Consider the following 6,642-nt stretch of genomic DNA (forward strand, 5'->3'; position numbering starts at 1 on the left):
AAAGGAAAATGGGATAAAAAGTCTTTGGACTTTTTATGGAAAATGAGATTTAATGACCATTTCCTTTCCCATAATGATACAGATGGATGTAAAAACAAAATACAAGGCTAAGAAGACAAAAATTGTTTTCTTTGACATTGATGATACCTTACGTGTCAAAGTCACAGGTTATATGCCAGAATCAATCAAGTATGTTTTTAAAAGTTTGAAAGAAAAAGGCATTATGACAGGAATTGCGACAGGACGCGCTCTTTATGGTGTTGTTCCTGAAATCCGTGATTTAAACCCTGATTATTTTGTCACAATCAATGGAACATATGTTGTTGACAAAAAAGAAGCAGAGATTGTTAGTGATCCTCTTCCACGTGATTTAGTTGAAAAATACGTCAACTGGGCTAAGTCAAAAGGTATTGAGTACGGCTTTACTGGTAAGGATAAACCAGTCGTGTCAAAACGTTGTGACTTGATTGATGATGCTATGAGTCCGATTTATGGCATTTGTGATGTTGAACCAGATTTTTATTTGACAAACGATGTTTATCAAATGTGGACATTTGCTGAAAATAATGCTGACTTGCAATTGCCTGAAGAATTAGCTAGTGAAATTCGCTTGGTTCCTTGGCACGAACATTCATCTGATGTTGTTAAAGTTGGTGTGTCTAAAGCCTCAGGTGTTGCTCATGTTTTAGAAAGTCAAAACTTAAAACCAATCAATGCGTTGATGTTTGGCGATGGACCAAATGATATGGAAATCTTTGATTATGTTGGTTTGAAAATTGCTATGGGCAATGCCGTGCCTGAACTCAAAGAAAAAGCAGATTTTGTAACAAAAACAGTAGAAGAAGATGGCATTTTATATGCTTTGGAGGAACTCGGTTTGGTAGAAAAACAATTAAATTTCCCACAAGTTGATTTATCAACAGTTGAAGGTCCAGTTGCGACAATAAAAACAAATCATGGTGACATGAAAATCAAACTTTTCCCTGATCATGCACCAAAAACAGTAGCGAACTTTGTTGCTTTGTCAAAAGATGGTTACTATGACGGTATCATTTTCCACCGTATTATTCCAGAATTCATGATTCAAGGTGGTGACCCAACTGGTACTGGTATGGGTGGACAATCTATCTACGGCGATAGTTTTGAAGATGAATTCTCAGAAGAACTTTACAATGTTCGTGGAGCTCTTTCAATGGCAAATGCTGGTCCAAATACAAACGGGAGCCAGTTCTTTATCGTTCAAAATAGCAAAATTCCATACGCTCAAAAAGAACTTGAACGTGGTGGCTGGCCAAAACCAATCGCAGAACTTTATGCTGCTAAAGGTGGAACACCTCACCTTGACCGTCGTCATACAGTCTTTGGTCAAATTATGGATGAAGCTTCATACAAAGTCTTAGATGAAATTGCAAACGTCGAAACTGGTGCACAAGACCGCCCAGTTGAAGATGTAGTTATCGAAACTATTGAGGTAGTTGATTAATGAGAATTGGCGACAAAATCACTGGAACAATAACAGGTATAAAACCTTATGGTGCCTTTGTCGCATTGGATAATGGGACAACAGGCCTTATTCACATCTCAGAAATCAAAACTGGCTATATTGAAAATATTTATCAACTGTTAAAAGTTGGTGAGAAAGTCTTGGTTCAAGTAGTTGATTTTGATGAATTTACTCAAAAGGCAAGCTTATCATTACGTACGCTGGAAGAAGAAAAACATCATCTTCATCGTCGCCACCGATTTTCAAATAGTCACTTAAACATCGGCTTTCAACCTTTAGCAGATAATCTGCCAAAATGGACTAAAGAAAGCCTAGAACTATTAACAAAAGATTGAAAAAGAGGCACCGTTGGGTGCTCTTTTTATAATGTATGTAAAAAAGGTTGGGGCATTGCCCCAGCCTTTTCATATATAATATTCTTTATTCACCAAAATCGTAAAGAGACGTTGAAAGGTAACGTTCACCATTATCTGGAAGAAGTGCCAAGACTTTTTTACCTTTACCAAGTTCTTTAGCTTTTTCAATAGCTGCGAAAATAGCTGCACCAGATGAAATACCAGCAAGGAAACCTTCTTTTCCACCAAGATTACGGCTTGTAAGAATGGCATCGTCTGATGCTACGCGAATGACTGCATCATAAGATTTAGTATCAAGAGTATCTGGAATGAAACCAGCTGAGATACCTTGAATTTTATGTGGACCTGGTTTTTCACCAGAAAGTACAGCAGATTCATCGGCTTCAACAGCATAAACTTTAATATCAGGATTAACTTTTTTAAGCGCATGAGAAACACCAGAAACAGTCCCACCTGTACCCACACCAGCTACAAAAGCATCAAGTCCTTTTGGTCCAAAGGCTTCGATAATTTCAGCACCTGTTGTTGCTTCGTGGACGGCTGGATTAGAAGGGTTAGCAAATTGAAGTGGTACCCAACCATTTTTCTCTGCTGCAACTTCCTTCGCTTTTGCAATAGCACCTTTCATTCCTTCGCTTCCTGGTGTCAAAACAAGTTCAGCACCATAAGCTTGAATAATTTTACGACGTTCAAGGCTCATTGTTTCAGGCATAACAATAATGACTTTGTATCCTTTAGCTGCACCAACCCATGCAAGTCCAATACCAGTATTACCAGATGTAGGTTCGACGATTGTATCACCAGGTTTGATAGTACCAGCTTTTTCAGCATCTTCGATCATACGAAGAGCAATACGGTCTTTAACAGATGAACCTGGGTTAAATGATTCAATTTTAACATAAACATCAGCAGCATCTTCAGGAACAATGTTATTAAGCTTGATAATAGGAGTATTTCCAATTAGTTCAGTAATTGAGTTATAAATTTTTGCCATAAATGATTCTCCTTGAATTAAAATTTATAGGTCAAGTATATGCTCAAATTGACTGTTTGTAAAATATATAATTCTTATCATGGTGATAGAGAAATCTTATCACAGCTCAACTTCAACGATTTTTGAACCTGATTTTTCAAAAGAAACTTTTCCTTGATAAAATTCAACAAGGCGATCACTGACTGCTTGAACATTTTCTGGATCAAGGTAGATGTGTGTCGTAACATTTTCTAAAAATTCAGTTTCGAATTCTTGAAGATTTTCAGCCTGCAAAAAGTTAGAGAAGGTCTGATATTGAGGGTATGAAAGTGTTAGCTTAAGCCCATCTTGTTCTTTAACTTCAACAATTCCAATTTCTTTTAGAGCATTGGCGACGCTCCCAGCATAAGCACGAATTAAGCCACCAGCGCCAAGTTTAATACCACCGAAATAACGTGTGACAACAGCAACAACGTTTGTTAAGCCTTGTTTTTCTAAAACAGTTAGCATGGGAACGCCAGCTGTCCCGCTTGGTTCACCATCATCACTAGAACGCTTAATTTCAGCATTTTCTCCAATAATCATCGCTGAACAAGAATGAGTTGCTTTGTAGTGTTCTTTTTTAATTTGAGCAATAAATTCTCGTCCCTCTTCTTCAGTTTCAACACGTTTTAATTGGCAAATAAAGCGAGATTTTTTTATTTCTTCTTCGCAAATACCATCAGTTTTGATTGTTTTATAATTCATACCAAAATTTTACAAGATTTTTAAGGATTTAGCAAAATTTTCGAATAAATAGGTATGGCAGAAATGAATGACTATTATGGAAGAATTTTTACTGAAGCGCAGCTCACTAATGAATTAAAGCAAAAAGCAAAGGTAATGCCATCTATGATAAAACAAAATGGCAAAATAATTTGCAACCGTTGTGGGAACAGAGTGTCGCCAAATCATATGTTACAAACTGGTCGTATCTATTGTAGAGAATGCTTGATTTTTGGTCGAAATACCAGTGATAGTAACCTATATTATTTTCCTCAAATTGGCTTTCCAGAGACTGAGTCTCTCATTTGGAAGGGAGAATTAACGCCTTATCAAAAAGAAGTTTCTCAAGGAATGTTGGCAGGCATCGCTCAAAAAAGTGATTTATTAGTTCATGCAGTAACAGGTGCTGGAAAAACAGAGATGATTTATCAAAGTGTTGCAAGCGTGATTGACCAAGGTGGTTGTGTTTGTCTGGCAAGTCCCCGAATTGATGTTTGTTTAGAGCTTTATAATAGGTTGTCACGAGATTTTTCTTGCCCGATAACCTTGTTACATGGAGATTCAGAAGCTTACAAACGTTCACCACTGATTATTGCGACGACTCACCAATTGTTGAAATTTTACCGAGCATTTGACTTATTGATTATCGATGAAGTTGATGCCTTTCCTTTTGTTGATAATCCAATGCTTTATCACGCTGTTAATCAATCAATTAAAGATGATGGGGTCAAAATTTTTCTTACAGCGACCTCTACGGATGAATTGGATAAAAAAGTAAGAAAAGGAGAACTGACAAAATTACACTTAGCTAGACGATTTCATGCAAACCCATTAGTTATTCCTAAAATGGTTTGGCTGAATGGTCTTCAGTCATCAATGAAAAAAGGAAAAATCTCTAATAAATTAAACTCTTTGCTAAAAAAACAGCGGCAAAGCCATTTTCCCCTTCTTATCTTTTTTCCAAATATCGAACAAGGCAAACAATTTTCAATTATTTTGCAGGAAATTTTTCCTGCCGAAGCTATTGGATTTGTTTCAAGTCAGACCGAAAATCGTCTAGAACTGGTTGAACAATTTAGAAAAAAAGAGCTCACTATTCTTGTGACAACAACTATTTTAGAACGAGGTGTAACATTTCCGTGTGTAGATGTCTTTGTTTTGCTTGCTAATCATAGATTATACAGTAAAAGTGCCTTAGTCCAGATTGCAGGTCGTGTTGGACGGGCAATTGAAAGGCCAACAGGAGAACTATTATTTTTACACGATGGCACAACAAAAGCTATGAAAAAGGCCATTGCAGAAATCAAAGAAATGAATAAAAAAGGAGGATTTGGATGAAATGTTTACTTTGCGGGCAAGAATTCTCCGAAAGAGAAACATTTTTAGGAATAATTTCTATGAGAAAAACTGCCAAGTTAATTTGTCCAGAATGCCAGAATGCTTTTGAGAAAATCGGCGATGAGCATTGCCCAACATGTTATCGAAATGGAAGTAGTGAACAATGCACAGACTGCAAAAAATGGGCTAAAGAAGATCATAATGTTCAACATCGAGCAATTTATACCTATAACGAGGCAATGAAAGAGTATTTCTCTAAGTATAAATTTCAAGGAGACATGCTATTAAGTCAAGTCTTTGTTAAAGAATTAAAACAAGTTTTAAAAGAATATAAAGATTATACGGTTGTTCCTGTCCCCTTAAGCACGGAGCGAATGGCCGCAAGGCAATTTAATCAGGTTACAGCGTTACTTGATTCCGCGCATATTTCTTATCAAGATATTTTAAGCAAGAAAGAGATAAGAAAGCAGTCTGATAAGAACAGAAAAGAAAGACTAGAAAGTGATTGTCCCTTTAGTCTGAAATCAGATAATTATATTCCAGATAAAGTGTTGATAATAGATGATATCTACACGACAGGAGCAACTTTAAGAGGAATTTACCAATTATTTTATGAAAGAGGAACAAAGATTGTAAAAAGTTTAACAATTGCACGGTAAATACTTGCAAATTTTCATGAAAGCAGTATAATAAAAGAGTAAAGAAAGCGCTTTATAGCGAGAAAGAGGTGTTTTTATGATTAAATATAGTGTTCGTGGAGAAAACATCGAAGTAACAGATGCAATCCGTAACTATGTCGAATCTAAACTCGGTAAAATTGAAAAATACTTCAATGCTGAACAAGAATTAGATGCTCGTGTTAATTTAAAAGTTTACCGTGAAAAAACTGCAAAAGTTGAAGTAACAATTTTGGTTGATTCAATCACTCTTAGAGCTGAAGACGTTTCACAAGACATGTATGGATCAATCGATTTGGTAACTGATAAAATCGAACGTCAAATTCGTAAAAATAAGACAAAAATTGCTAAAAAACATCGTGAAAAAGTTCCAGCTAGCCAAATTTTCACAAGCGAATTTGAAGCTGAACCCGTTGAAGAAGGTCCAGTTGTAAATGTCGTCCGTACGAAACATGTTAGCTTGAAACCGATGGACCTTGACGAAGCGCTTCTTCAAATGGACCTTTTGGGACATGATTTCTTTATCTACACAGATGCTGAAGATGGGGTAACAAACATTCTTTATCGTCGTGAAGATGGTGAACTTGGTTTAATTGAAGCCAAATAACTGATTGTAAATCCGCTAAATTTTTAGCGGATTTTTTTAATTTCCACTTGACAGAAGGTAGAATAGATGATAAATTATTAGAGTTGCTGCTTGAGGGGCTCCACGGAAGAGGAAATCCAAGAGAAAAAAATCTTAAAAAAAGATGTTGACAAAATCAAATGGCAATGCTAAACTAATATAGCTGTTGTCCGAGAGGGTAGCGGTAACAGATTTGAAACAAGTTTGAAAAAACCTTGAAAAAGGTATTGACAGCGAGTTTTAAATTTGATAGAATATAGAAGTTGTCTCTGATGAGACAAAGACCTTTGAAAACTGAACAATACGAACCAAACGTGCGGGTTACGGAAGTAACCTGTCAAAAACGATAAATCTGTCAGTGACAGAATGAGAACAAGATTAAATGAGAGTTTGATCCTGGCTCA

Annotated in this window: 7 protein-coding genes; 5 read left to right on the forward strand and 2 right to left on the reverse strand. The window is 36.2% G+C overall.

Annotated features, from left to right (window positions below; translation table 11 throughout):
- Positions 1–82: 82 nt before the first annotated feature.
- On the forward strand, positions 83–1,483 hold the full coding sequence (locus JG537_RS08285) for a bifunctional Cof-type HAD-IIB family hydrolase/peptidylprolyl isomerase (RefSeq protein ID WP_199544857.1): 1,401 nt from the start codon (positions 83–85) through the stop codon (positions 1,481–1,483).
- Complete coding sequence (locus JG537_RS08290; protein ID WP_020916316.1) at positions 1,483–1,839, forward strand: S1 RNA-binding domain-containing protein; 357 nt, start codon at positions 1,483–1,485, stop codon at positions 1,837–1,839. Before JG537_RS08285 ends, JG537_RS08290 begins: the two co-directional genes overlap by 1 nt.
- 85 nt (positions 1,840–1,924) lie before the next feature.
- Here JG537_RS08290 and cysK read toward each other — a convergent pair whose 3' ends face one another.
- Together cysK and JG537_RS08300 are read right to left on the reverse strand one after the other, a co-directional pair.
- Positions 1,925–2,854 (reverse strand): cysteine synthase A, encoded by a 930-nt coding sequence (gene cysK / locus JG537_RS08295; RefSeq protein ID WP_132869613.1) that lies wholly within the window; start codon positions 2,852–2,854, stop codon positions 1,925–1,927.
- Between the two features lie 99 nt (positions 2,855–2,953).
- A complete protein-coding gene (locus JG537_RS08300) occupies positions 2,954–3,580 on the reverse strand; it encodes a YigZ family protein (RefSeq protein ID WP_132869614.1) in 627 nt (208 codons plus the stop codon).
- 54 nt (positions 3,581–3,634) lie between these two features.
- Between JG537_RS08300 and JG537_RS08305 the strand changes: the two genes are divergently transcribed.
- The 3 genes from JG537_RS08305 to hpf all read left to right on the forward strand — a co-directional run bounded on the left by JG537_RS08305 (position 3,635) and on the right by hpf (position 6,220).
- Positions 3,635–4,936, forward strand: a complete 1,302-nt coding sequence (locus JG537_RS08305) for an ATP-dependent helicase ComFA (protein ID WP_132869615.1) — start codon at positions 3,635–3,637, stop codon at positions 4,934–4,936.
- On the forward strand, positions 4,933–5,595 hold the full coding sequence (locus tag JG537_RS08310) for a ComF family protein (protein ID WP_199544859.1): 663 nt from the start codon (positions 4,933–4,935) through the stop codon (positions 5,593–5,595). Before JG537_RS08305 ends, JG537_RS08310 begins: the two co-directional genes overlap by 4 nt.
- Before the next feature lie 76 nt (positions 5,596–5,671).
- Complete coding sequence (hpf, locus tag JG537_RS08315; RefSeq protein WP_074482701.1) at positions 5,672–6,220, forward strand: ribosome hibernation-promoting factor, HPF/YfiA family; 549 nt, start codon at positions 5,672–5,674, stop codon at positions 6,218–6,220.
- Positions 6,221–6,642: the final 422 nt, after the last annotated feature.

The organism is Streptococcus vicugnae (assembly GCF_016461705.1).
GTDB classification, from domain to species: Bacteria; Bacillota; Bacilli; order Lactobacillales; family Streptococcaceae; genus Streptococcus; species Streptococcus vicugnae.